Raw genomic sequence first — 24,439 nt, forward strand, 5'->3', positions numbered from 1 at the left:
CCACCTATTACATTTTTTCCGGAGCAGAAATACCTAAAATACCCAAGCCTTGACGAAGTACGAGGGCAATCGCTGTGATTAATCCTAGACGAGCCTGTTGCAACGCTGGATCTACGCCAATGATACGACCTTGACGATAGAAGGAATGGAACATGCTTGCCAAATCGAATAAGTAACGAGCAATACGATGTGGTGCACGATGTTCGGCAGATTGAACGACCTCTTCTGGATATTCAGCTAATTTTTTAATCAATTCTAATTCCATTTCGCTTGTAAGCGTTGTGAAATCAGTTTCACTATAATCACCAAATGCAATGCCTGCTTCACGCACTTGGTTGTAAATGCTGTGAATACGGGCATGAGCATATTGGATATAATATACTGGGTTATCATTGCTACGAGATTTAGCCAAGTTAATATCAAAATCAAGTTGGCTATCTAGAGAACGCATCAAGAAGAAGTAACGAGATGCATCTACGCCAACCTCTTCAATCAATTCATCTAATGTAACGCTATCGCCGCTACGTTTAGATAATTTAACGAGTTGCCCATCGCGGAACAATGCTACCATTTGTAACAATAATACTGTTAGTTTATCTGGGTCATAACCAAAAGCAGCCATAGCAGCTTTTACACGGCATACATAACCATGATGGTCAGCGCCCCAAATATCAATCATTTCTTTGAAGCCACGATCATATTTATTGCGGTGGTATGCAATATCTGCCGCTAAATATGTAGGAACTCCATTATCACGAATAACTACACGGTCTTTATCATCGCCATAGTCAGTAGATTTCAACCACAATGCACCGTCTTTTTCATACACTTTGCCAAGAGCCTTTAACGCCTCTACGGAGTGATGAATTTCATCAGCTTCATGGACAGTACGTTCAGAGAACCAATTATCGAAAGTAACACGGAAATTGCTTAATGTTTCCTCTAAGCGAGCTAATTTTTCTTTTAAACCCTCTTCTTTAAACAATGCTACACGATCAGCTTCGTTCATAGCATTTAATTTATCGAAGCCTTCTCGTTCTGCAATAGCTTTTGCAGTCTCGATAATATCAGGACCACGGTAGCCATTTTCAGGGAACACGAGAGCTCCTTCTGGAATATCAAATTCAGGCATGGAGCCGTCTTCGTTGCGCTTAGGTGGGAATACTAATGTAGCACCTTGCAACTCTTGGAAACGGTATTCAATGGAGATAGCCATATTATCGATTTGGTTACCCGCATCATTGATGTAGTACTCGGATTGTACATTGTAACCTGCTGCACGCAACAAGTTTACAAGTGCACTACCATACGCAGCACCACGACCATGGCCGACATGTAACGGACCTGTTGGGTTCGCACTTACGTACTCTACTTGAATCGTATCGCGTGCACGCAATGGTTGAACACCATATTGATCGCCAGCATTTAAAATAGCTTTCAACGTATCGTATACCATATCAGATTTCAAGAAGAAATTGATGAAACCTGCACCAGCAACCTCAGCGCGTTCGAGCCAATCAAAATTCATATGGCTAATCAAAGCCTCTGCAATAGCACGAGGGTTTTGACGAGCTACACGAGCGGATTGCATAGCGATATTTGTAGAAAAATCACCGAATTCTTTTTGAGGTGGCACTTCGAGAACGATTTCTGGATATTCCCCAGCTGGTAAACCACCGCTGTTAATCGTATCTTGTAATGCCTGTTCAATCCCCGATTTCAGGATTTCCTTCATGTCCATGCTCTGTATCCTCCCGCACGTCTATATCTAACTGATTATAAAATTGCCATTCACCTTCGACGGAAATGTCATATCCTAAATGAACATGACCTACGCCGTCGTGAAAGTCTGCTGTTAATTCATGAGTATTCACGGCCATGTGCAAATCACCATACGGTGTTTCATACACGGATTCGCGCTCTTCACCACGGACATATTGATGACGCATATTAACAGCCCCTGTTCGAAGCAATACAATAGAGTCATCATGGATTTTAATGGTCGTCTTTACCCCATCTAAGCCAGTCACACTAGATTCTTCGTAACGCACATACTGGGCATTACCCTTTTCATGTGATGTACCAGGGGAAATCAGTTCCACTACGGTATCCTTGCCGTCCATATCTCGTTGTACACTTTTTACGGACACTAGAACCCGCTTCATTTTTCAACCTCCATGGCAGTAATTAATCATCATATTATACCATAATCAAAGACTATTTTGCACCCTCAATGAGTCGCAATTTCTTAGTCTTTGTCATCTGTTTTATGGCATATTCTCTACGTTGTGCATCTTGTTTATTGTGAAAGCTTTCAGAATACACCAATTCAACAGGACGTCGCCCTCTCGTATACTTAGCACCGCCTGGAATAAGCCCATTATGAGTCTCTATACGGCGTTCAATATCGGTGGTCCACCCGCAATACAAGGAATCGTCTGCGCAACGCACCAAGTACACATAGTGCCGCTCTTCAGACTTAACCTCCTTATTTGCCATTTTTTGCATCATCAGTAATCGGTTCCAACGTAATAGTATTGATGATTACTGGTTCTATAGGCTTATCATTACGGCCTGTTTTTACTTTGCCAATTTTTTCAACTACATCCATGCCTTGTACTACAGTGCCAAAGATAGTGTGTTTGTTATCTAACCAATCTGTAGGTCCTAAGGTAATGAAGAATTGAGAGCCTCCTGTATTAGGGCCACGGTTCGCCATAGCGAGAACGCCCATTTTATTGAAGTGTAAATCATTGGAAAACTCATCAGGAATTGTATAACCAGGACCGCCAGCACCTGTACCATCTGGATCCCCGCCTTGAATCATAAAGCCTTCGATAACGCGGTGGAATGTAACACCATTATAGAAACCTTTTTTCACTAGGTAATCAAAGTTTTTTACTGTAATAGGTGCTTTAGAGCCTAACAATCGAACTTTGAATTGACCATAATTTGTATCAAAAATGGCGTATTCATCAGCAATTGGTGCGTTAGAGAAGTTAGGCATAGCTACCGTTTCTGCTTTTACAGTATTCCCTTGTGGTTGTTCCCCACTTTTTGTACCACATGCCGCTGTACCAAGCATTGTAATCCCTAACATTGCACATAAAGCCAAGCGTTTCCAGTTCATAGTTCCCCCAAAAATATATCGTATATACTAACATGTATGTAAAATCCACATAGAAAAGCCGCTCAACCCGTGAGCGGCTCTTTTTTAGTATATCATGTTTTAGAGAAAATTTGGTTTAAATAATTATTAAATTTACCAAATTATATAACCTTATACTTTCAGTTATATATTAGCTATTATTTACCATCAAATTGTTCTGGGTTCGTGCTGTTATAGGTATCAATATAAGCATTGAAGGATTGAATCATTTCGTCAAGATTATTTTCGTTTGAGTCTGCAAGTACTTGACGGACTGAACCGACTACGGAATTGTAACGATCAGCCAGATTTAGCAGCTAACTCTTTACCTTTAGCACCGCCATCGTTCATATAGGCTTTAGAGTCATTATAAGAAGTCAACTCTTTATACACTGGCACTAATTCATTAAGAACGTTCAATAGATTGTCCCGTTCTGCATCAAGATCTTTGAATGTAGAACCTTCTTTTTTAGATTTTTCCAAAGCGTCTTGTAATCTGTCATAGTGAGGTTGGTTAGTAATAGCACCTTCTTGGAAGCCACCGTTTAATTGAGCCAAACCGTCTGCTTGGAATTAACTCAAACTAATCAATCCACTTGAAATGCTTACACGCATTATAAATGCCATCCTTATCACAGTCGGTAGTGATATAATCGGCTTTTTCTTTCAATTCAGCACGTGCATTCCCCATGGCAATATTAAGCCATTCTGGCCTAAACATAGATAAATCATTATATCCATCACCAAATACTACGGCTTGATTAGGTTTCATACCAAAATAATCAAGCATATTGCGAATACCCAAAGCTTTTTCCATTGGTTCATATAAAACACAGCCATCGCCATAACGAATGAGCTTATGCGTCATATGCTCAATTTCTTTTTCCTCTTCTTCCCCTTCTTTAAAGAACACATAAATCTTATAAAACTCTTCTACATTATGAAAGTCAAAATTAGGATCTACTGTCGTTTTAAAAACATCCCAATTCGGATGCCAATCTAATATTTCCTTATACGGCGTAATTCGGCCTAATTTATTCCGATCTGTTACAGCCCAAGGAATATTATGGGACTCTAAATATTCCAAATAGTTAATGCATGCATCACGATCCATGCCAATCATGGACACTAGTTCATTATTAACAGTAACACTATGTCCGCCATCTGCTACAAAATCTGTAAGCCCCGCTTGTTCCGCAAAACGCTTTGCATCTACTTGGATACGGCCTGTCGCTAGTGCCACCCTATGACCACGGCGCTTTAATTCATCTAAGCTATATTGAGCACTGTCAGGGATTTTACCTTCCGGCCACACAGCTAAGGTATTATCTATATCGAAAAAGAAAAATTTCTGTTCCACAGGCCCTCCTAATCACGTCCGCTCATTAACTTAAATCGCTCTTTCTGCTCTACATCAGGATATTTTTCTTGATCCACATCACTCAAAAACATATCTAGTGGTCGTACATATAAGTCACGTTGATCATATAATTTTTGATACACTACGAACTGTTCACTCGTTTCCGAATGAGTTGCAACATCTAACACATAATAGTACATGCCTTTAAAATGACGATATAAGCCACCCTTTACAATTTTTCGCATTTATAACCTCATCACATAACATACACAAACGGTTACAAATTATATTAATCAAGAGATTCCATGTATTGAATAGCCTTAGTCAACATATCTGCTGTAATTTTGTACGGAGATACATCAATATCATGAACAGATGTAGCCTTTTCAACAATTTGAGGAATATGCGATGCAGTAAGACCTAACTGTGAAAGTTTAGTAGGCCAACCTAATTCGCGGTATATTGGCAACCACCGTTGTAATTCATCCATTTGTTGGTCAACGGTTAACAAAATAAGTAAGCCATATGCTACCATTTCACCATGCAAATGGTTTTCTTCTGTTTCTTTATTAGTAACACAGCCATAACATACAGCATGAGCCATATTACTATTATATGCCATAGGAACACAACCCGATACAATACCGGTAGTAAAGATAACAGTCATAGCAATGGTATCAAATGCATCACTACGTTTTTTAGCTTGACTGTCTTTATAGGCTTGTATACCATGTGCTAAAATTGGTTCACTACACATAGAAGCGAGAGTAAGGCCTAACTGAGTATTATAATCTTGCTCACGATTGCGAGCAGAAAGATGAGTTTCATAGTGTTTTGCAATAGTATCTCCCATTCCCGCCCACAAGTAACGGCTTGGTGCTTCTACGAGAATATCAGCATCAATAAAGCAGTGCACAGGAGGATGATTTACAAAGGCTACGTCATCAAAAGTATGCTCTGCAGTGTATACAGCTGCGACTTCTGACGTTGCAGCACAAGTAGAGGCAATGGTCGGAATTGTAAAGAATGGTTTATCATCTAACTCTAGAGCTACTACTTTTACCGTATCCATGGCCTTACCGCCACCAACCGCAAACATAAAGTCCGCATCTTTTACAGAAGCCATTTGTGCAATTTCCTTACCTCGAGCGAAAGTACACTCTCCACCAAAGTGAATAATATCTAGCACTTTAATCCCTGCTTTATCAAGCACTGGACGAATGTGTGGCAAAGCTTTAGAAAGAGCTGTCTCACCACCGATGATAGCTACAGACTTACCATATAATTTTGTAAATTTGGGAATAGCATCGAACACCTCATGACCGCCAAAACTATAACTAGGTAAACAATGAGTACTACGCATAAAATCTTCCTTCCTTCCTTCATTATCTATATTCTTATTATAGAAACTTCTACTCACAAAATCAATTTTATATGACAACCCTTAAGATACAAAAAGGTTCTATACTTTCACCCAAAACGAAAGTATAGAACCATTAATGATATTATTTATTTTCGGACACAAGACCTTTATGGATAAGACCTACAACAAAGCCTAATACCGCAAAGCTCACCCAGCCCATCCCAGCAGCCTGGAATGGAATGTATTGAGTAAAGAGCTGTTCCAATGCAGCAGGTGCAATACCTGCCGTTTCAAGACCAGTCATAAGAGCAGAGATCATTGTGAAAGCCATTGTCCATGCGTATACGCAACGACGACCACCGAACACATTATGAAGAAGTGCCAACAAGATGATTACAATCGTTAACGGATACAAGAGCATCAACACTGGAATCGCTGCACTGATGATTGTTTTCAAACCGAACATGCTAAGACCAAATGCTGCTACGGAGAAGATTACTACATATAATTTATAGCTAATCTTCGGTGTCAACTTGTGGAAGTACGTACCACAAGAAGTGATAAGACCGATACTTGTAGACAAGCAAGCTAGAAGAACGATGATAGCCAAGATAATTTGACCGAATTCACCGAACAAGTAGTTAGCACTTACGGACAACACAGGAGCACCTGTATCAAACAAACCAAAGCGTTCAACACTAGTAGCACCAATGTTAGCGATAAATACATAAACAATACCGAGAAGACCTACAGCAATAGCGCCTACTTCCATTACTGTTTTTGTAATAACCGCACGAGATGTAGCGCCGCTAAGACGTACAAAGTCGATTACAAGAATAGCAAATACTACGGAAGCCAACGCATCCATCGTATTATAGCCGTCCAAGAAACCTTGCAACACAGCTGTAGGTGCATCACCATAAGCTGGTTGTGGCACTGCATAGCCGCCTAGCGGAGTCATAAAGGATTTAATAATTAACAACAGAATTACAAGTAGTAATGCTGGTGTCAAAATATTACCGATACGATTAACAAGCTTTTGTGGACTAATGGATAACCACAAAGAAACACCAAAGAATAATGCCAAGAAAATTGGTTCCATATTCATGCTTAAACCTTCTGTGAAAGGTTTAATTGCAATTTCATAAGCTACAGTACCAGTACGTGGCGTCGCAAACATTGGACCGATACTCAAGTAAAGAGAAATTGTGTACAACAAGCCATAAATCGGATGAACACGGCTCGCAAGTTCTTCAACATCTTTACAGGAGGAGTACCCCATCGCTGCAACACCTAATAGTGGAAGGCCTACACCTGTTAATACGAAGCCGAGCAAAGCCCAACCTACGTTATCACCAGAATGTTGACCTAAGGCCGCTGGGAAGATCAAGTTCCCTGCCCCAAAGAATAGGGCGAATAACATCATGCCTATAGCCCAATAGGCACGGGCAGATAATTTATCATTACCATTCATAAACGTAACCCCCTTCAGGTTATATATAAAAATAATATTACTATTATAATCCTAATGAGGATATGTATGCAATAAAAATATCCTTGTTATGATATATCAGCATAATATTATTCCTATAAGTAAAGGAAATTAAACATCCGCCTTTTTAATGTGAACTTGCACATCATAGAATGTGCTACCCCAACCTTGATCCGTAGGTCTATCTGCTGTAAGTACATTAATACCTACATTAGGATCACTAGATTGTGATTGCCACCACACGCCAAGTGTTACTAATGTACCTCGTTGTACCTCTTCATCATAGTAAGCTCTAATTTTTACGCTACCACGATCATTATAGATTTCTACTTCATCCCCATCATTAATGTTATATACCTTTGCATCTTCAGGGTTGATACGTAGTTTCATAAGCTCAGGATCATCAAACTCAAGTTCACAGAAGCTAGAATCTAAAATACGAATATCATTACCTATGATGAGCCAGAACGGTGCATTATCTCCATATGGTGGCAAATAACGAATTAATGGTTCCACATCATGCGGATTATATAATTCAATCTTTCCAGATGGCGTTTTAAAATCTAATTTGTAATTTTCAGGCAATGTCATCTCTACAGGTTCACCTTGTAAGATTACATCTTGATCGACCTCAGATATACGACTAGATGTACGAACAATTTGTTCTATTAGCTCCCGTTCACTAAGGTTAAAGAATTCATCTTGAAGCCCCATTCGTTTAGCTAACTCAGAAATCACTTGCCAATTGGATCTAGATTCACCAACAGGATCGATTAATTTATAGCCAGTTCCGATGGTATAGTGCCCATAAGAGTTATATATATCATCATGTTCTACAGATGTAGTGGCCGGTAAAATAATATCCGCATATTTACATGTGTCGGTAAAGAATCGTTCATGAACAACTGTAAACAAATCATCTCTCATCAAACCGTTTCGTACTACATTTTGATCAGGCGCTGTTATAGCAGGGTTACTAGAGAACACATAAAGGCTATGAACTGCTGTACCTGATGGATTTGTAAGCATTTTACCAAGTTTAATCATAGGCATCAAACGCTTAGCTGGTGCAGCAACATGAGCCTGCTGCATCACTTCTTTGCCAACAAACTTACTGCCGCTGGCACTCGATAGCAAACCACCTCCTAGGTGTTGCCAAGCGCCAACTACAGCAGGTAATGCATTAATGGCACGACAACTCATGGCACCATTTCCATAGCGTGACAATCCACTGCCAAGACGTATAAATGGAGCCTTAGCGTTAGCGTATGCATGAGCAAACTCGGTCATACGCTCTACGGAAACGCCACAAAGCTCAGATGCTTTTTCAGGTGTAAAATCAAGCAACACATCATTTACAAGCTCATCATAACCTTGAACATGTTTCTTAATAAAATCTATATCTGCTAATCCATCTCGATGGATAATATGAAGCATGCCTAATGCTAAAGCACCATCACTGCCAGATTTTACGTAAATATGTTCATGAGCTTGATTAAAGGTATAGGTTTTATGGGTATCTATAATCCAAACACGAGCACCATTCTTTTTGGCCACGTTTACATCATGTAAGATATGAACATCGGTAGCAGTCGCATTAATGCCCCACAAAACAATTAAATCACTATGTTGTGCCTCTTGCGGTTTAATAGCTAATGTATCTCCATAAACAGCGCGGAAACCGGCCTGCTTAGCGGGAGAGCAAATACCACGGTCTTGATCTGTCGCCCCAATACGGCGGAAAAAGTAATCTGCTGCTGGACTTTGAATAACACCCATAGTGCCTGCATAGGAGTAACGTAAGATACTTTCACTACCATAAGTACTAATGGTGTCTTTAAAATTATTAACGATAGTATCTAATGCTTCATCCCAGCTGATACGCACATATTGATCTTCTCCCCCCCCCTTTTTACCAATTCGTTTCATTGGGTACTGTAAACGCAACGGAGAATGAACCACTCGTTCATAATGCGCCATCTTAGGGCATAATGTGCCTCTGGTAAAAGCATGATCTTTGTTACCACGAACAGATACTACTCTATTGTTCTCTACAGATACGATGAGCCCACATGCATCTGGACAGTCATATGGACATACTGATTTGTATTCTTTCAAAATAAGCACCTCGCTTATAAATTATATAAACTATAGGATGTATATTTATATTATATTACAGCATCCTTTGTATAAGTGTAACCTTTAATACATTTTCTAACTTTGTAAAGATTAAGAATACTGCATATATTGCATAACAATGCATTCAGTTATCACAATACGTTAATATACTCATCAATATTTTTTATATATAATACTGAACATTTCAAGTTTTATCGATATTTATCCATTCTCATTCTTACTCAAAGCCTAAACAGATATACTAATAAGCTCTATAAAAATACTGCAAATCTATAAAAAAAATATGCAATCATAACTAAAAGTCATAACCATATAGTTTTAGGTATAATCAGTTGTTTCAGTAACTGCCCTAGGAATATGTGACAAACATCACCGGTACGTATGCGTATTTAGTAATGTGTTTCAGACTGTAAGACTATTCAATCTCACATCTTTCTGTGCTATACTGACATTGTCATTTGAGAGGATATAGAGCTCATAAGAAATCATCTTAATTTCATGATATCTAAATTTGGAGTTACTATATCAGGTACATATTTTCTGAAAAGAGGTTTTAACGATGGCAGACGCAAAAAACACTGTGTTATTCCCTTATGAAACATTGAAAAAATTAAGCATGGACGCTTTCCAAAAATTCGGTTTCTCCGAAAAAGAAGCTGACATCATCCAAGACGTACTTTTGACTTCCGACTTGTTCGGTATTCAAAGCCATGGTATGCAACGTATGGTTCGTTACCACAAAGGTATCACTAATGGCTTGATCAAAATCGACGCAAAACCTGAAATCGTAAAAGAAACTCCAATTTCCGCAGTTATCGACGGTCATGACGGCATGGGCCAATTGTTGGGCCACAAAGCTATGGAAATGGCTATCGAAAAAGCTAAAAAATCCGGTGTTGGTATCGTATCCGTACGTAACTCCAACCACTATGGTATCGCTGGTTACTATGCTAAAATGGCTTCCGACCAAGGCTTAATCGGTTTCTCTTGTACAAACTCCGAAGCAATCATGGTTCCTGTATATGCTCGTAAAGCTATGCTTGGTTCCAACCCTATCGCTTGGACTGTACCTGCTGATCCTGTTGACTTCTTCTTCGATTGCTCCACTACAGTAGTAACTCGTGGTAAACTTGAAATGTACAACAAAATGGGCAAAGCTACTCCAGATGGTTGGGCTGTTAACAAAGACGGCGTTCCTTCCACTGATGCAGCTGAAGTATTGGGCAACATCTCCCGTCATGAAGGCGGCGGTATCCTTCCTTTAGGTGGTGCTACAGAAGTTCTTGGCGGCCACAAAGGTTATGGTAACGGCATGATTGCTGAATTATTCTCCTCCATCTTGTCTCAAGGCGGTACTTCCAACAAATGTATGGTTGGCGGTAAATCCAACATCTGCCACGGCTTCATGGCTATCAACCCTGAATTCTTCGGTGACCCAGCTGAAATCAAAAAACACTTCTCCCAATTCTTACAAGAATTACGTGAAGCTCCTAAAGCTCAAGGTCAAGACCGTATCTACACTCATGGCGAAAAAGAACATGAATCTGTTGCTAAAGTTAAAGCTGAAGGCATCCCTGTACTTAACGGTACAATGCTTGAAGTTCAAGACCTTTGCAATGAATTAGGTTTAGACTTCAAATCCTACTTCGGCGATTATGTACCAGAAGCTCCTGCTACAATGTTCAAAGGTAACTACTAATACCTAAGACCTTACAAAGGCCCTAACGTGGACATGTAGTCAGTAAAGAAGGGGACATAAACACTGTTTATGTCCCCTCTCTTATATTTTTTTAATCTCATTAACCTCAAAAACCATGAGGTTAAAAAATTTTAAGAGATATATTAATTTTTATGATAAGTTTATCTGTTATTTTATTGTAAGCTTTTATTTTAACTGAACTTTTACAACTTAATACAATAGCGATTTACTCATCAATTAAATTGATTAAGCTACATCGTCCTGTTAAGCATATATTTTTATTTTTCTTGAAAGGATGATTTTAGAAATGAGTGCTATCACCGTTCTATTAGCGCTATCTCCAATCATTTGGTTGATCGTAGCGTTATCCATCTTGAAATTACCTGCATGGCAAGCAACAAGTGTTGCTGCAATCGGTTCTTTCATCATCGCTATTACAGCATTCCAATCTGACCCATTCATTATGGTCACTGGTGCCCTTGAAGGTGCCGCTTTGGCAATCTGGCCAATCCTATTAGTTATTACAGCTGCTATCTTCGTTTATAACTTGGTAGTACATACGAAAGCAATGGAAACTATTAAAACAATGCTTTCTTCTGTAACATCTGATACTCGTGTACTTGCATTGTTACTTGCATGGGGCTTTGGTGCCTTCATGGAAGGTATGGCTGGCTTTGGTACTGCCGTTGCAATTCCAGCTGCTATGATGGTTGCAGTAGGTTTTGATCCACTAAAATCTATCATCGCATGTCTCGTTGCTAACTCCGTACCTACAACATTCGGTTCTATCGGTATTCCAACAACTACATTGGCATCCTTAACAAACCTTGATCCAAGCCATTTAGGTACATTCATTTCCGTACAATTATTCTTACTTAACCTTATCGCTCCATTCTTCGTTGTTATGATTATTGGTGGCGGTATCAAAGCGTTAAAAGGCGTATTCCTTGTTACATTACTTTCCGGTTTAGCATTAGCTGTTCCTGAAACTATAATCAACGCTGTAATGGGTCCAGAATTATCCGTAATTTCTGCATCCATCGTAATTATGGCAGTTATCATTGGTTGTGCAAAAATTATGCCTCCTAATGACCCTGAATATGCAGTTAAACAAACTGGCGAAGTTCCTAAAGTTTCTGGTAGCGAAGGCCTTATTGCCGCAATGCCATTCATCTTAATCTTCGTATTATTGTTATTAACTTCCAAATTATTCCCTGCAATTAATGGTCCTCTTGCATCCATTAAAACATCTGTACCTATTTACCAAGGCGCTGGTGCAAAACCTTACACATTCGTATGGATTGCAACTCCTGGTATCATGATCTTCATCGCTGGTATTGTTGGTGGTTTCATCCAAAAAGCAAAAGCTGGCGAAATCTTCGGTACATTGGGTTCCACAGTTAAAAACTTGAAATTCACATACCTTACAATCATCACAGTTGTTATGACAGCTAAATTGATGACTTACTCTGGTATGACTGCAGATATTGCGAAAGCAATGGTTGCTGGTACAGGTTCCTTGTATCCTCTATTCGCTCCTATCGTAGGTGCGTTGGGTGCCTTCTTGACTGGTTCCGGTACAAACTCCAACGTATTGTTTGGCCCACTTCAAATCGCTGCAGCTCAAGGTTTAGATCCTACAAACTTCGAAGACCTTGGCTTCTGGTTGGCAGCAGTTAACTCCGGTGCAGCTGGTATCGGCAAAATGTTGTCTCCACAACCCATCGCGATTTCTATTGGTGCCGTAGGTCCTGCTTTGAAAGCATACCTAGAAAACCACAAAGAAATTAACGCTGAAGAAGCTCACAACTTAGAACATGAAATCGAAGCAAGCGTTATCATGAACAGCGCGTTCAAATACTTCTTGATCTTCATCATTATGCATGGTTGTATCTCCTTCTTCGGTCAACATTTCATCCATGAAATTCACCACTTCTTCTTCTAAGATTTGGTAACATAAAAAGAACAGCTCTTAATGAGCTGTTCTTTTTTATTGTTATATATTAGGATATTCCAAGTAATACAACCTTAAGGAGTTAATCCACATTGTTACACATTATAAGCTCTCAGTCTATTAGTAGACCTCTTGCTCCACTTCCCATTTTGTAAATGTGCCAGTATCTGCATCAATTTCAAAGTCGTATTCATAACCATTGTAATGAATTTCACCTTCATACTCTAAACGGCCATGATCATAATCGCGATTGAACTCAGTTACATTAGTAACCGTTGCACCTGGTACGCGTGCCAATGCACTTTGTACGGCCTCATCAGAACTAATAGCTTCCACTGAGGATACTATAGTACTACTCAGGACAGCTACTACAGTCAAAATCAAAGATTTTACCATTTTTTTCATATAATTCTCTCCTACACACATAAACCAAATTGATGCTTTTAGATATAAATAATATAACTTATTGTAATCGATAAGAGAAAAGATAGCAAATCATAATTCTTATTAAGAAAAATCTATAGAAATTATCTACTAATCATGTTACAATACATCGTATCAAATAGAAAAAATTAAATGCAGTCTGCGAAGTGCGATTCGCAGGCTTTTATTTTTCCCATTTTAAGATAGGAGGATTATATGAATCAAGAAAATTCTGCTAAGGTTTCCTTTATCTTGGTAGTATTCCTTGGCATGTTAACAGCCATAACACCGCTCGCAACAGATCTTTATTTACCAGCATTGCCGATTATGCCTGGCGAATTAAATACAACCGCATCTAATATTCAAATGACCATTGGTGTTATGACCTTTGGTGTTGCATTAGGCCAATTATTTGGTGGCCCTATTAGCGATACAATGGGTCGTAAATTACCACTCATCGTAGGCAATTTACTATGTGTCATCTCTAGCATCATTTGTGCCTTTGCACCTAGCATCGAAATACTTTTACTAGGTAGATTCCTACAAGGTTTAACTGGATCTGTAGGTGTTGTAATTGCCAAGGCTATCGCTCGAGACTTTGCCTCTGGTCAAGAATTGACGAAACTCTTCGCCTTACTTATGATGGTTAACGGCTTAGCTCCAGTACTTGCCCCTCTCATAGGTGGCCAATTGCTCTTATTCACTACATGGCGTGTAATCTTTGTAATTCTAGCAGTATTCTCTGCTATTCTATTAGTAGGCTCACTTCTATTCCGTGAAAGCTTACCAAAAGAAAAACGTATTACAGGCGGTGTAGGTGTAGCAGTTAAAAATTATATTACCCTCATCAAAGATAAGCCATTCTTAGGTCAAACATTAATACAATTATTTGCCTTTGGCGGATTTTTTGCTTATATATCAGGTTCATCCTTTGTATACCAAAATATTTTTAATCTTTCCGCTCAAGAATTTAGCTATCTTTTCGGTATTAACAGCTGTGGTATTGTCTTAGCTAGTGCCATTAGTAGTCGTGTTAGTAATGTTATAACAGCTAAACAATTACTAACATTCAGCCTATGGCAACTTACAATTGGTTCCTTACTATTCTTAATTGCTATGATTTTCGAATGGTCACTCATCCCTGTAACAACCATCCTATTCTTTACCGTATGTACCGTATCCCTATTCGGCTCCGCCTCATTCTCTATGGCGATGACCAACTACGGGAAAATGGCAGGCAGTGCCTCTGCCATACTCGGCTTTGCCAGCATGTTCGCTGCAGGCATCGTATCTCCACTCGTTGGCATTGGTGGAGATCATACAGGTGTACCAATGGGGATAACAATGCTAGTATGTGCAGTGCTTTCCTTATTGTGCCTATATGGTTTAGTTGAAAAAGAATAGTGCCACTCTTATTATATTAGTTAATACAATATTATAGCCTTAATCCCTCTAAGTCGTAATGGGGCCCAATTACAATTAAATAAATTTAAGTATAAAAATAGCACCACCTTCTTCTTGCTCAGTACGTCACTACGTTCCGTAAAATCGCTGCGAAAAAGGTGGTGCTATTTTTATTAACATTTTCTATGAAGGCGTCCCATTACGACTTAAGAGCATCAACCAAAGCAATAAACTATATATATTACACATTAAAATATCAACTTGGCACTATTCTTTCCCTTCCGAAAATATAAGGCACAATAAAGGAAATCACCTGTCCAACTGATTGTAGGAGAAAAGAATACAGCCCTCTTTGCAGCGATTTTACGGAGCGTAGTGACGTACCTGAGCCAAGAGAGGGCTGTATTTTTTCTATACTAATGATATGCAGTTGTAACGGGGCCCCGTTGAAAATATAACGGAGCACTCCTTTATTCAAACATGGTCGATAATAATAGTTTCAAGCGGTTTGCTTGGTTTACTGCACTGGAGCCTGGATCGTAGTCGATTGCCGCAATGCGCACGTCTGGGTAGGCAGCGGATAGTGTTTTTACCATGCCTTTACCTGTTACGTGGTTTGGTAAGCAACCGAATGGTTGCAAGCATACGATTTGTTTTGCCCCTTTTTCAATGAGGTCAATCATATCGCCTGTGAGGAACCAGCCTTCACCACATTGGTTACCAAGTCCGATGAATTGAGCTGCTTCTTTTGCTACTTCTGTCATACGTTGTAGAGGGTCAAAGTGTTTAGAGGCTGCTACGGCTTTAGCGTATGGCAAGCGGTAGAGTTCAAGGGCTTCACGTGCCAATGTACCGAAGAAGCCAGATAGCCATGTACCATCAAGGTGTTTAGCACGGTATGTGCTATCCATTGCGCAGTACAAGAAGAAGTCTAATAGGCCAGATGTAACAACTTCGCCACCTTCTTTTTCAATGAGTTCATTGATATGGTTGTTAGCGCTCGGATGGAATTTAACATAAATTTCCCCTACAACGCCAACGCGAGGTTTTTGTACATCTTTATTAACCGGTAAGTTATCAAAGTCATGAATGATTTCTTTGATGTACTTATTGTACTGACGAAGGCTTGCAGATGTAATGTTTTGCTGTAATTTTTTAATCCAGTAATCACATAATGCATCCGTAGAGCCTGGATTAGTTTCGTATGGACGTGTAGCCAATACGCATTGCATAAGAGCATCACCGTAAACAACCGCTTGGATCATACGATGCAAGAAACCTTTTGTCAATTTGAAGCCTGGTTGACGTTCCATATCGCTCGCATTAAGGGATAGGATTGGTACTTGCTTCATACCAGCATCGATTAAAGCCTTACGCAAGTAACCGATATAGTTTGTAGCACGACAACCACCACCTGTTTGGGAGATGATAACAGCTGTTTTATTGATATCATATTTACCGGATAGTAAAGCAGACATGAGCTGACCTACAACGATAATCGCTGGGTAACATGCATCATTATTGATGTATTTTAAGCCCACTTCAATGTCGTCACGCGTTGGAGCTGGCAACATTTCAAAGTCATAGCCTTCGTTTTTGAGGACTGGATCTAAGAGACTAAAATGCAATGGTGACATTTGTGGCACCAAGATTTTATAAGTCTTACGCATTTCCTCTGTAAACACAACGCGATTATAATCGTACGTTGGTAATTGCTCTTCCACCACTTCTGGGGCTTCTGGGTTATGATGACGACGCAAGCTACGTTCCATTACGGATTGCAAGGAACGCAAACGGATGGTTACAGCACCAAGGTTTGTACCTTCGTCAATTTTGAGTAAGGTATGAATTTTATGGTTTGCTGAAAGTATATCTTTTACTTGATCCGCCACGATAGAGTCGAGGCCGCAACCGAAGGAGTTAAGTTCAACGATTTGGAAGCCTTCTGTTCTACTTACGAATTCAGCAGCGCGATATAAACGGCTATGATAGGACCATTGGTCTACAACACGTAAATGCTTAATTTCATTGCCTAGTGGAGCAACACCATCTTCTGTAAGAACAGCCATACCAAGAGATGTGATAAGCTCTGGAATACCGTGGTTAATACCGGAGTCCAAATGATATGGACGACCAGCTAATACGATGGTAGGAATTTGTTCTGCTACGAGGCGAGATACAGTTTTCTTTGTCGTTTCACGGTAAGAAGCCTTACAGTTTTCTTGTTCTTCCCAAGCTTTTTCTACAGCATTAGCAATATCTTTCTTCTTGAGGTTTAAGAAGTCCAATGCTTTCACAAGAGCAGGAACAAGAGATTTCTTATCAGACAACGGCAAGAATGGTGCATGGAATGGAGTATCTCCTAACACGTCTTGCATGTTGTTTTTAATAAGTTCTGGGTAGGAAATAACCATTGGACAATGGTAATTATTGTCGCGGCTAAATTCCTTAGGGCCATGTTGAATACAAGGGTACCAAACAAAGTCTACCTGTGCATTCGCAAGATCGCGAATATGACCATGAACAGCTTTTGCTGGATAGCAAGCTGTATCGGATGGGATTGTATCGATAGCCTTGTTGTATTGGTCCTTTGTAGTGTAATCGGAAAGGATTACTTCGTAGCCAAGTGTATTAAAGAATGTAAACCAGAATGGGAAATCCTCGTACATATTGAGGACGCGAGGAATACCTACGCGCATTTTACCTTCGAACTCTGGAATATTTTTCTTTAAGTAGTAGTCGAAGTAACGACGCAATTTAACGTCTACTAAGTTAGGAACTGCTTTGCGTTCCTCTTGAATCATACCACCTGCACCGCGGTCACAACGGTTACCCGTTACGTAGGTACGACCGTCGGAGAAAGCGTTGATGGTAAGCATACAATTGTTAGAGCAAAGTCCACAATTGCGCATTGTCGTAGATACTTGTAAGGAGTTAAGGCCATTGCTATCGAGCAAAGTACTTTTTTCCTTTTGTAACTCTTCTGCCGTTTCAGCTGCAAGAAGGGCCATACCATAAGCCCCCATCAAGCCAGATACATCAGGACGAATTACCTCTACGCCCATCAATTTCTCGAAGGCACGCAATACGGATTCATTGTAGAATGTACCGCCTTGTACAACGATATGATCGCCCAATTCTTTAGGATCTTTTACCTTAAGAACCTTGTAAAGGGCATTTTTAATAACAGAGTAAGCAAGGCCTGCTGCGATATCTTGTACCGTAGCACCTTCTTTTTGAGCCTGCTTAACCTTAGAGTTCATAAATACAGTACAACGAGAGCCCAAGTCGATTGGCAAGGATGCCAACAAACCTTCCTTCGCGAATTGGTCGATTGGAATGCGTAGACCGGATGCGAATGTATCGATGAAGGAACCACAACCAGAGGAACATGCTTCGTTCAATACGATATCTTCGATATAGCCATCACGAACCTTACAGCATTTCATATCTTGACCGCCGATGTCCAAGATAAAGGAAACATCAGGGCAGAAGTAGCGAGCTGCACGATAGTGAGCCATTGTTTCTACTTCACCAATATCGATGCCAAGGGCGCGTTTAAGGAACGCTTCGCCGTAACCAGTTACACCAGAATGCGCAATATAAGCACCTTTTGGTAACAGTTCATAAATTTTCTCGATTATTTCACGAGATTTTTCTAATGGTTTACCATGATTTGGACCATAGTGAGAGAAGATAATTTCCTTATTACTATTGATGAGAACTACCTTAAGTGTAGTAGAACCAGCATCAATACCAAGGTAACAAGGACCTTGCGCATCTTCAATATTTGCTTTTGGCGTTACTGCCTTAGCATGACGAGCGCGGAATTCTTCTAATTCTTGTTCATTTTTAAATAGAGGTTCTACACGATCTGTAGCCTCCATAGGAATACCGATGAGGGCACCAATTTCTTTTGTTAATTGACCAACTGTAATCTCACGACAGTCTTCTTTCATCAAAGCCGCCCCTAAAGCGATGAATAATTCACCATTCTCAGGGATAATGCGATGCGCTTCATCTAGTTCTAAGGTATCGCAGAAGCATTGGCGCAATTCAGACAAGAATGTCAATGGACCGCCAAGGAACGCTACATTACCTTCAATTTTATGACCGCATGCAAGGCCCGCAATTGTTTGGTTTACAATCGCTTGGAATACGGATTTTGCAATATTTTCATGAGATGCGCCTTGGTTTAACAAAGCTTGTACGTCTGTTTTAGCAAATACGCCACAGCGTGCTGCAATTGGATAAATTGTATCAGCATTCATGGCCAATTGGTTAAGACCAGATGCATCAGTTTGCAATAAAGTAGCCATTTGGTCGATGAAAGCACCTGTACCACCAGCACAAGAACCATTCATACGGTGTTCTGCCGTTTGACCTAAGTAGGTTACCTTCGCATCTTCACCACCAAGTTCGATGATAACATCAGTTTCTGGATACAATGCTTTTACAGCACGCGTTTCAGCAATAACCTCTTGTACGAATGGAATACGTACTTTATCAGCCATCGCCATACCACCAGAACCGGTAATACATACATGAACTTGATCATTTTCATGACCCACTTGAGCCTCTTGGAGCAAGGTATATACGGTGTCCAAAATGTTCGCATAATGGCGTATGTACTTTTTATACAAATAATTATCGTGTTCGTCTAATAGTACAACCTTAACAGTTGTAGAGCCCACGTCAATACCCATGCGTAGCATGTGTTGCATAAATACCTCTCTTTTTCAAAAACCGTATGACCACACAAGATCATACTCATTTTGTGAAAGTAGTACATTTAGCATGAATCTCATATAAAATGTACAAAACTTCTAATTAAATTTAGACAAGGATAAGCTTTCACAAAAATATCTAATTTTTTAAATATCCTATACATATTATACAACAAATGTAGATAAAATCTATGTTATTCTATATTCCAAAGAGTTATAGGAAATATGACTAAATTTGAATAACACCTCTACATCGTGATAGGATGTAAAAATTATTATATCATTCTAAGATGAAAAAAGGTGTATCTAATAGCACATAACCTCAGTAATACTATCTATTCCTATACAAATAAAAAAGAGGCTTCAATGAAATCATTAAAGTCTCTTTTTTCAGTCTTATATTTCTAGTTTTAGTATTCAATCTATATAGTACTCAATCTATATAAATTACAATACTTTTTTATATAAACCAATAAGATCATCATGGTTAGCTGGATATGGATTAAATCTGTAACACATATCCTCTAGTGCTCTATCTGCCATAAGGTCGAGCTTAGTTTCCGATACAGCTTTATCTACACCAAAGGCTGTCAGATTCATTGGACAGTCTAATGTATGTTGCAATGTAACGATAGCTTCTATAAGAGCAGCTAATTTATCCACCTCTGACGCATTATGATCTGCAAAGCCTAATTTAGCAGATAAATGAGCATATTTTTTAGCTACCGCCGGATTGTGGGAGCAATTAAATCCAATTACATACGGCAAGAGCATACTATTAGCTAGGCCATGAGGCACATGGAATTGTCCTCCCAACTGATGAGCCATGGCATGAACGATACCTACGCCAGCCTTGTTAAAGGAAAGCCCTGCAAGGCATGATGCTTCGTGCATAGACATGCGGTCTTGTTCTGTTGCTGTTGGCTTATGACATTTTGGTAAATATTCAAAAACAAGCTCAATCGCTTGTTGTGCCAATGCATCAGTAAAATTATTTGCCGCCGTTGCCACATAGGCTTCAAGAGCGTGAACAAGTACATCCATCCCACTAAATGCAGTAACATTTGGTGGAGATGTTTTTACAAACAATGGCGTTAATAAAGCTTCATCAGGTAATACCGCATCATCCACAAGAGGATACTTAATTTGCGTTTCGCTATCTGTAAGAACAGCAAAGGCGGTTACTTCAGATCCTGTGCCACTAGTAGTAGGAACTGCGATGAAGGATTTAATATCCATATGCTTTAGCTTACGACCGAAATATGCTATACCTTTGCTCATATCGATGCAGGATCCCCCACCAATGGCAATGATAACGGTCGGTTTAATACCTTCCATAAATTCAATGCCCTTTACAACATGGGTTATAGGTGGATCAGGTACTACATCAGTATAAATAGTCACCTTATTTTTACTATCCATTAATCCCATCACATACGTAAGGCTCGGAGAATCTTTTAAAAATGGATCACATATGATAAGGATGGATTCATTATTAAATTCTGTAAGACGATTCAACGAATCTGGTCCTGCATAAATTTGGGTTGGAAAAGTCCATTTATTCATATGCTCACCACCTATCGAATATTGAATCCTGTTGTTAAGCAACATCTACGACGGCGTGCAAAGCAACGTGCTGATGTAGTAGATTCCCCAGTAGGTGTAGCAATTGTAAAGGTTGTCGTACCTTCACCACTAAAACCAAGCCCTGCATAGGATGGACCATTCTTAATAAAAATAGATGTTTTCATCTTACGGGCCATACGATTGAGGCGTTCCATATTCAAAGAATGCATGGTTGCCGTATGATGTAAGCCCGCTTCTAACATCAAGCATACATCGAGACCTTCATCAAAGCTATCTACCGTTACAACAGGTAGAATAGGCATTAACATTTCAATCACTGCAAATGGATGGTCTTTTGGTGTACGCATGATGATTAATCGTGGATCACCGTTGTACGGAATATGTGCCGCATCAAGAATGACGCTTGCATTCTTACCGACAAACTGTTTATTTGGTGTCCCATTCGGTAATACAGTTAAATCCACTAAGCGTTGAATATCTTGTTGATTTTCAATGAGGACGCATCCTGCTTTCACCATTTCTTGAACTAGCTGTGGCTCAATTTGACGCATGGCAACGACGCTCTTTTCAGCGATACATAGAATATTATTATCGAGGCTAGCACCGAGAACGATATCTTGAGCCGCCTTTTTAATATCTGCTGTTTCATCTACAAAGGCTGGTGGATTACCAGCACCGGCACCGATAACCTTTTTGCCACTTTGAAGCGCTTGTTTTACAACCCCAGGACCACCAGTAACAACTAACAGGCTCACATCTGGGTGTAACATCATCTCTTGAGCAGACTCAATAGATGGCTCACGAAGTGTAACGATAAGGTTTTCAATACCAATCGATTTAGCGATGATTTGGTTAAGTTCACTAACAAGCAATCGACTAAGATGCTTAGCTCCAGGATGAACACTAAAGAATACAGCATTCCCTGCTGCTAACATACCGATGGTATTACATATTAACGTTTCTGCTGGATTTGTACTTGGTGTAATAGCACCGATAACACCGTAGGCAGACAATTCATATAATGTCATACCGTTGTCACCAGTTTCACACTCTGTAACGAGATCTTCTACACCCGGTGTTTTATCGAGTGTAAGATTTAATTTCAATACTTTATCTGCAACACGACCCATTCCTGTTTCTTCAACAGTTTTTTGAGCCAGCTCTTGCACTCGTGGACGCATGGCAGCACGGATGTCTGCTATTACCTTTTCACGGGTTGCCAAGGTGCAATCTTCAAAGCGCGCTTGCGCTGCTTTTGCAGCTTGAATTGCTTCATCAACCGTATCAAATACACCTGGCTCAAATTGACCTCTAGGCACTTGTTTAATAGGTTGTGATGAGGCCATTTCTTGCTTTTGCCCCTGTAATATATCTATAACCATGGAGCGGATCATTTCTTTCAACTGTGTATTGTTTTCCATCATGAACCTCCATATAGGTTGCATTGCTGATGCAATGACCATGTCAACTAACGGTGTACACAATCAAGGATATATTCATGATGTGACACAATAACTAGGTTTAACTCTGGCACCAGCTATTTCCTATACAATTATTTTTCAAAACTATCAATAATACCCACAATAGCACAATCTACTGCGGTGCCTTTATCATCTTCGAAAATATGCCGTGCCGATGAGCCTCGAGTTAGAAGCACATATTCACCTTCACCAGCACATACTGTATCGACGGCGATTTCTATGCGCCCCGTCAACTCTTGTTCTCCATCGAGAATATCTACCATCATCAGTTTCATTCCCTTTAGAGATTCATGCTTTTGAGTAGATACGATACTACCCACAACTTTACCGACTTGCATACTTCTCGTTCCCTTCAATTATTGTGATACCTAAGCGCTCGATTTCATCTCGAGCAGCCATGGTGAACCGTTGTCCCCTATATATGACGATAATAGACTGACTTTCACAAGATCTAACAAAAGAGGCCGTTATCCACGCTTGATGACTGGCATATATAGGACGACCAAATTTATCTAGAAATTTGATAGGCCAATCTAGAATGACTGATGGATTCATCAACGAGGTTACAGGAACTGCTAGGTGTATCGTCACCTCACAGTCATACGCTAATGCACGATGTAAATAGGCAACCCAAGGCACCAATGTATCGCGCATTAACTCTCGTATATGACCATAATCTATACCAGCGAAAGAAATGAGTTGGTTCTGCAACAATATATGCTCATCATAGCTATTGCACTCTGTGACCATAAAAGTAGCAGTGGATGTCATGCGCTTTTCTAGGCGTTCTAGCACCAGTTTAACTAATGCATCCATATTAATGCTCACTTCCCATGGCAATCCCTAAGGGCGTTACAAATTCTGGATACAGTGGCTTATGAACAGGTAAACCTATATATTGACTGAAAGTCTTTGTGAACTCCTCAAAATTAGAAGCACCGCCCACAACAACAATAGGAGTCCCCTTTTCATAGCCACCCTCATGTAACGCACGCTTAGAAATAGCTGCCATTTTTTCAACCACAGGCCGTATGGTTGCATATACATCACGTTTATTCGCTTCATTGCGCTTATAAGCCTCTGCTTCAGGGATGGAAATCCCATAGGCCCCGCTAATCACGAGGTTCATATGAGTGCCTCCTGTAGGCTCATCTACGGTATATACAACTTGGCCATCTTTTAAAATGCTTATGCCCGTAGTACCACCACCGACGTCAATAACAGCGCCATCGGTGATTCCTAGCACATTAGCAGCAGCGGTAGGCTCGTCTAAAATGCAGGTTACTTCAAAACCGGCACTTTCAAGAACATGACCTACTACCTCTTTATTCTTGCCTATCGTTCCAGGTGGAACAGCTGCTGCGGCATATACAAGCTCTGTGCCTAAGGCAGTTTCCGCCTTAGCCTTTAAAGCTCTCGTAATCGTAACAGCTCCCACATAGTCAACTACAAGGCCATCTCGAATAGATTCGTTGTATTCAAAAGCGCCATATATAGGTTTACCTTTGTCGTTAACTACGGATAGGACAATAGATGATGTACCAAGGTCAATACCTACGCGCAAATTCTTTTGATTATGAGAGCTCACTTGTTTGGACTCTACAAGATCAGAGAACTCTTGCAATGTATTATTTGCCTTTTTCAAACCCTTCATCATATCAC

20 protein-coding genes are annotated in these 24,439 nt (G+C 39.9%); 3 read left to right on the forward strand and 17 right to left on the reverse strand.

Annotated features, from left to right (window positions below; all coding sequences use genetic code 11):
* Window positions 1-7 precede the first annotated feature (7 nt).
* The 10 genes from argS to ACSV5T_RS03775 all read right to left on the reverse strand — a co-directional run bounded on the left by argS (window position 8) and on the right by ACSV5T_RS03775 (window position 9,481).
* Window positions 8-1,741 carry an arginine--tRNA ligase gene (gene argS, locus ACSV5T_RS03730; protein WP_119207061.1) on the reverse strand — a complete coding sequence of 578 codons (1,734 nt, stop codon included), beginning with the start codon at window positions 1,739-1,741 and terminating at the stop codon, window positions 8-10.
* Window positions 1,707-2,165 (reverse strand): DUF1934 domain-containing protein, encoded by a 459-nt coding sequence (locus tag ACSV5T_RS03735; RefSeq protein ID WP_119207060.1) that lies wholly within the window; start codon window positions 2,163-2,165, stop codon window positions 1,707-1,709. Before ACSV5T_RS03735 ends, argS begins: the two co-directional genes overlap by 35 nt.
* Window positions 2,166-2,217: 52 nt before the next feature.
* Entirely contained in the window at window positions 2,218-2,499 is a 282-nt protein-coding gene (locus ACSV5T_RS03740) for a GIY-YIG nuclease family protein (protein WP_438320318.1), read from the reverse strand.
* On the reverse strand, window positions 2,489-3,130 hold the full coding sequence (locus ACSV5T_RS03745) for a peptidylprolyl isomerase (RefSeq protein WP_119207058.1): 642 nt from the start codon (window positions 3,128-3,130) through the stop codon (window positions 2,489-2,491). The genes ACSV5T_RS03740 and ACSV5T_RS03745 overlap by 11 nt, the downstream gene beginning before the upstream one ends.
* A 318-nt stretch (window positions 3,131-3,448) precedes the next feature.
* A complete protein-coding gene (locus tag ACSV5T_RS03750) occupies window positions 3,449-3,706 on the reverse strand; it encodes a DUF3829 domain-containing protein (protein ID WP_024064827.1) in 258 nt (85 codons plus the stop codon).
* 25 nt (window positions 3,707-3,731) lie between these two features.
* Complete coding sequence (locus tag ACSV5T_RS03755; protein ID WP_060924407.1) at window positions 3,732-4,508, reverse strand: HAD family hydrolase; 777 nt, start codon at window positions 4,506-4,508, stop codon at window positions 3,732-3,734.
* An 8-nt stretch (window positions 4,509-4,516) separates the two neighbouring features.
* A complete protein-coding gene (locus ACSV5T_RS03760) occupies window positions 4,517-4,753 on the reverse strand; it encodes a DUF1653 domain-containing protein (protein WP_005385326.1) in 237 nt (78 codons plus the stop codon).
* Window positions 4,754-4,797: 44 nt separating this feature from the next.
* The gene (locus tag ACSV5T_RS03765) at window positions 4,798-5,871 is read right to left on the reverse strand and encodes an iron-containing alcohol dehydrogenase family protein (protein ID WP_060924408.1); all 1,074 of its coding nucleotides are present in this window, start codon (window positions 5,869-5,871) and stop codon (window positions 4,798-4,800) included.
* Window positions 5,872-6,013: 142 nt separating this feature from the next.
* Window positions 6,014-7,345, reverse strand: coding sequence for a branched-chain amino acid transport system II carrier protein (brnQ, locus tag ACSV5T_RS03770; protein ID WP_119207057.1), 1,332 nt, complete (start codon window positions 7,343-7,345; stop codon window positions 6,014-6,016).
* 129 nt (window positions 7,346-7,474) lie between these two features.
* Window positions 7,475-9,481 carry a molybdopterin-containing oxidoreductase family protein gene (locus ACSV5T_RS03775; RefSeq protein ID WP_119207056.1) on the reverse strand — a complete coding sequence of 669 codons (2,007 nt, stop codon included), beginning with the start codon at window positions 9,479-9,481 and terminating at the stop codon, window positions 7,475-7,477.
* A gap of 580 nt (window positions 9,482-10,061) precedes the next feature.
* Between ACSV5T_RS03775 and ACSV5T_RS03780 the strand changes: the two genes are divergently transcribed.
* Both ACSV5T_RS03780 and ACSV5T_RS03785 read left to right on the forward strand, forming a co-directional pair.
* On the forward strand, window positions 10,062-11,201 hold the full coding sequence (locus ACSV5T_RS03780; protein WP_005379755.1) for an Ldh family oxidoreductase: 1,140 nt from the start codon (window positions 10,062-10,064) through the stop codon (window positions 11,199-11,201).
* Between the two features lie 307 nt (window positions 11,202-11,508).
* Window positions 11,509-13,146, forward strand: coding sequence for an L-lactate permease (locus ACSV5T_RS03785; protein ID WP_438320319.1), 1,638 nt, complete (start codon window positions 11,509-11,511; stop codon window positions 13,144-13,146).
* 129 nt (window positions 13,147-13,275) lie between these two features.
* Here the strand turns inward: ACSV5T_RS03785 and ACSV5T_RS03790 are convergent, their stop codons facing one another.
* Complete coding sequence (locus ACSV5T_RS03790) at window positions 13,276-13,560, reverse strand: PepSY domain-containing protein (protein ID WP_119207181.1); 285 nt, start codon at window positions 13,558-13,560, stop codon at window positions 13,276-13,278.
* A 234-nt stretch (window positions 13,561-13,794) separates the two neighbouring features.
* Between ACSV5T_RS03790 and ACSV5T_RS03795 the strand changes: the two genes are divergently transcribed.
* On the forward strand, window positions 13,795-14,982 hold the full coding sequence (locus ACSV5T_RS03795; RefSeq protein ID WP_119207182.1) for a multidrug effflux MFS transporter: 1,188 nt from the start codon (window positions 13,795-13,797) through the stop codon (window positions 14,980-14,982).
* A gap of 470 nt (window positions 14,983-15,452) precedes the next feature.
* On the opposite strand, the gene ACSV5T_RS03800 is transcribed toward ACSV5T_RS03795, so the two are convergent.
* The 6 genes from ACSV5T_RS03800 to eutJ form a co-directional block, all read right to left on the reverse strand.
* Window positions 15,453-19,706 (reverse strand): acyl-CoA dehydratase activase-related protein, encoded by a 4,254-nt coding sequence (locus tag ACSV5T_RS03800; RefSeq protein ID WP_438320320.1) that lies wholly within the window; start codon window positions 19,704-19,706, stop codon window positions 15,453-15,455.
* A gap of 450 nt (window positions 19,707-20,156) precedes the next feature.
* Entirely contained in the window at window positions 20,157-21,275 is a 1,119-nt protein-coding gene (locus ACSV5T_RS03805) for a 1-propanol dehydrogenase PduQ (protein ID WP_119206713.1), read from the reverse strand.
* Between the two features lie 11 nt (window positions 21,276-21,286).
* Window positions 21,287-22,720: an aldehyde dehydrogenase family protein gene (locus tag ACSV5T_RS03810; RefSeq protein ID WP_233541483.1), complete on the reverse strand. Its 1,434-nt coding sequence runs from the start codon at window positions 22,718-22,720 to the stop codon at window positions 21,287-21,289.
* 128 nt (window positions 22,721-22,848) lie between these two features.
* The gene (locus ACSV5T_RS03815; RefSeq protein WP_024066335.1) at window positions 22,849-23,115 is read right to left on the reverse strand and encodes a EutN/CcmL family microcompartment protein; all 267 of its coding nucleotides are present in this window, start codon (window positions 23,113-23,115) and stop codon (window positions 22,849-22,851) included.
* On the reverse strand, window positions 23,102-23,593 hold the full coding sequence (gene pduM, locus ACSV5T_RS03820; RefSeq protein ID WP_119206715.1) for a PduM family microcompartment protein: 492 nt from the start codon (window positions 23,591-23,593) through the stop codon (window positions 23,102-23,104). Before pduM ends, ACSV5T_RS03815 begins: the two co-directional genes overlap by 14 nt.
* 1 nt (window position 23,594) lies before the next feature.
* Window positions 23,595-24,434, reverse strand: coding sequence for an ethanolamine utilization protein EutJ (eutJ, locus tag ACSV5T_RS03825; RefSeq protein WP_233541484.1), 840 nt, complete (start codon window positions 24,432-24,434; stop codon window positions 23,595-23,597).
* Window positions 24,435-24,439: the final 5 nt, after the last annotated feature.

It is taken from the genome of Veillonella sp. ZSJB6, from assembly GCF_051549505.1.
Lineage (GTDB): Bacteria > Bacillota > Negativicutes > Veillonellales > Veillonellaceae > Veillonella.

What these genes read in the sequence shown, in the direction of transcription:
- ACSV5T_RS03805 (WP_119206713.1), bottom strand. Translation starts at nt 21,275, where the DNA reads ATGAATAAATGGACTTTTCCAACCCAAATTTATGCAGGACCAGATTCG.
- ACSV5T_RS03810 (WP_233541483.1), bottom strand. Translation starts at nt 22,720, where the DNA reads ATGATGGAAAACAATACACAGTTGAAAGAAATGATCCGCTCCATGGTT.
- ACSV5T_RS03780 (WP_005379755.1), top strand. Translation starts at nt 10,062, where the DNA reads ATGGCAGACGCAAAAAACACTGTGTTATTCCCTTATGAAACATTGAAA.
- ACSV5T_RS03815 (WP_024066335.1), bottom strand. Translation starts at nt 23,115, where the DNA reads ATGCAAGTCGGTAAAGTTGTGGGTAGTATCGTATCTACTCAAAAGCAT.
- eutJ (WP_233541484.1), bottom strand. Translation starts at nt 24,434, where the DNA reads ATGATGAAGGGTTTGAAAAAGGCAAATAATACATTGCAAGAGTTCTCT.
- ACSV5T_RS03795 (WP_119207182.1), top strand. Translation starts at nt 13,795, where the DNA reads ATGAATCAAGAAAATTCTGCTAAGGTTTCCTTTATCTTGGTAGTATTC.
- ACSV5T_RS03765 (WP_060924408.1), bottom strand. Translation starts at nt 5,871, where the DNA reads ATGCGTAGTACTCATTGTTTACCTAGTTATAGTTTTGGCGGTCATGAG.
- ACSV5T_RS03745 (WP_119207058.1), bottom strand. Translation starts at nt 3,130, where the DNA reads ATGAACTGGAAACGCTTGGCTTTATGTGCAATGTTAGGGATTACAATG.
- brnQ (WP_119207057.1), bottom strand. Translation starts at nt 7,345, where the DNA reads ATGAATGGTAATGATAAATTATCTGCCCGTGCCTATTGGGCTATAGGC.
- argS (WP_119207061.1), bottom strand. Translation starts at nt 1,741, where the DNA reads ATGGACATGAAGGAAATCCTGAAATCGGGGATTGAACAGGCATTACAA.
- ACSV5T_RS03760 (WP_005385326.1), bottom strand. Translation starts at nt 4,753, where the DNA reads ATGCGAAAAATTGTAAAGGGTGGCTTATATCGTCATTTTAAAGGCATG.
- ACSV5T_RS03785 (WP_438320319.1), top strand. Translation starts at nt 11,509, where the DNA reads ATGAGTGCTATCACCGTTCTATTAGCGCTATCTCCAATCATTTGGTTG.
- ACSV5T_RS03790 (WP_119207181.1), bottom strand. Translation starts at nt 13,560, where the DNA reads ATGAAAAAAATGGTAAAATCTTTGATTTTGACTGTAGTAGCTGTCCTG.
- pduM (WP_119206715.1), bottom strand. Translation starts at nt 23,593, where the DNA reads ATGGATGCATTAGTTAAACTGGTGCTAGAACGCCTAGAAAAGCGCATG.
- ACSV5T_RS03740 (WP_438320318.1), bottom strand. Translation starts at nt 2,499, where the DNA reads ATGGCAAATAAGGAGGTTAAGTCTGAAGAGCGGCACTATGTGTACTTG.
- ACSV5T_RS03800 (WP_438320320.1), bottom strand. Translation starts at nt 19,706, where the DNA reads ATGCAACACATGCTACGCATGGGTATTGACGTGGGCTCTACAACTGTT.
- ACSV5T_RS03735 (WP_119207060.1), bottom strand. Translation starts at nt 2,165, where the DNA reads ATGAAGCGGGTTCTAGTGTCCGTAAAAAGTGTACAACGAGATATGGAC.